This window comes from Corallococcus sp. AB049A (assembly GCF_003668885.1).
GTDB classification, from domain to species: domain Bacteria; phylum Myxococcota; class Myxococcia; order Myxococcales; family Myxococcaceae; genus Corallococcus; species Corallococcus interemptor.
Genome location: NZ_RAWL01000798.1, coordinates 1 through 1,282 on the forward strand (window position 1 = coordinate 1; position 1,282 = coordinate 1,282).

1 protein-coding gene and 1 pseudogene are annotated in these 1,282 nt (G+C 68.4%); one reads left to right on the forward strand and one right to left on the reverse strand.

Annotated elements, in window-relative coordinates:
* Positions 1–674, forward strand: a 674-nt coding sequence (locus tag D7X55_RS39470) for a pseudouridine synthase (protein WP_147470425.1), incomplete at its 5' end; no start/stop codon positions are given.
* Here the strand turns inward: D7X55_RS39470 and D7X55_RS43790 are convergent.
* Positions 606–1,282, reverse strand: a pseudogene (locus D7X55_RS43790) (hypothetical protein); the annotation flags it as partial. The gene D7X55_RS39470 and the pseudogene D7X55_RS43790 sit on opposite strands and share 69 nt — an antisense overlap.

The following is a 1,282-nucleotide window of genomic DNA, read 5'->3' on the forward strand; positions in this document are numbered from 1 at the left end:
CGCCGGTGGGGGAGGGGACGCGGGTGCGCGTGGACGGCGTGGAGCGCGCGCTGTCACGCGAGGTGCGGGTGTTGATGTTCCACAAGCCCGCGGGGCCGGTGGTGCACGGCTCGGATCCGGAGGGCGTGGGCACTGTCTTCGAAAGGCTGCGCGAGGTGCTGCCGCCGCAGCTTCAAGGCTTCGAGTGGTACGCGGTGGGCCGCTTGGACCGGGACACCACGGGCCTGCTGCTCTTCACCAACGATGAACGGCTGGTGCGGCACGCGACGGCGCCGGAGACGCACCTGCCCAAGCGGTACGTGGCGCGGGTGGAGGGGCTGCCCACGGAGGCTGCGCTCACGCGGCTGCGAGAGGGATTGACGCTGGAGGACGGCCCCACGCGTCCGGCGGAGGCCGCGCTCCGCGCACCCGGCGTGGTGGAACTCACGCTCACGGAGGGGCGGCATCACCAGGTGAAGCGGATGCTCGCGGCCGTGGGGCACCCGGTGCTCACGCTGCACCGCGAGGCGGTGGGGCGGGTGGCGCTGGACGTGGCGGAAGGGGCCTGGCGCGAGCTGACGGGCGTGGAGGTGGCGGAGGGCCTGGGGTTCCACGGGGACCGGTCATCACTTGATGATGGCGCTGACACGTCCCCTGGCGGGATGGGGCTCGGGGGCGAGCGACAGGAACAATAGATAGTGATCGCGGCTCTGCTTGCGTTTGGAGATGCGCTGATAGCTGTCGCCCAGAATGAGATGGCAGTCCGCATTCTGGGGCGTGAGCAGGACGCACATTCGTGCTGGGCCGAGCGCTTCGTAGTACTTCCCTCTCTTGGCGTACTCGGCGGCCCGCTTGGAGAACAACCTGCTCCAATCCCGGTCACTGCGCCCGGAGGCCGCCGAGGCTTGCGATGCAATCCCGGGCGACTCCTCGGTCAGCTGTCCCAGCAGGAGCACCACGTCGAATGGATCCGGATCGAAGTCCGATGAATACAGCAGTTCGATGGCTCGCGCGCGGTTGGGATCACCTTCGGGACTCAGCCGCACGAAGGCTTCGTAGTGTTCGGCGCTGGCTTGCAGATTCCGGAATCTGGCTTCAATCACGCTCAGGAACAGCCGGCACTGCGGCGCATCCGGGTGTTGGACAACGCAGTCGTTGGCGAGGACCTTCGCGGTATTGAAGTCCTGCTGTCCGATGAAGCCGCGGATCTTCGCCAGGTAGTCACCGACGGTGACCGGCTTGGAATTCTCGGCGCCCTCCGTGGGGCGGGGCGTGGCGGGAGGCGGAGGCGTGGCCTCAGGCG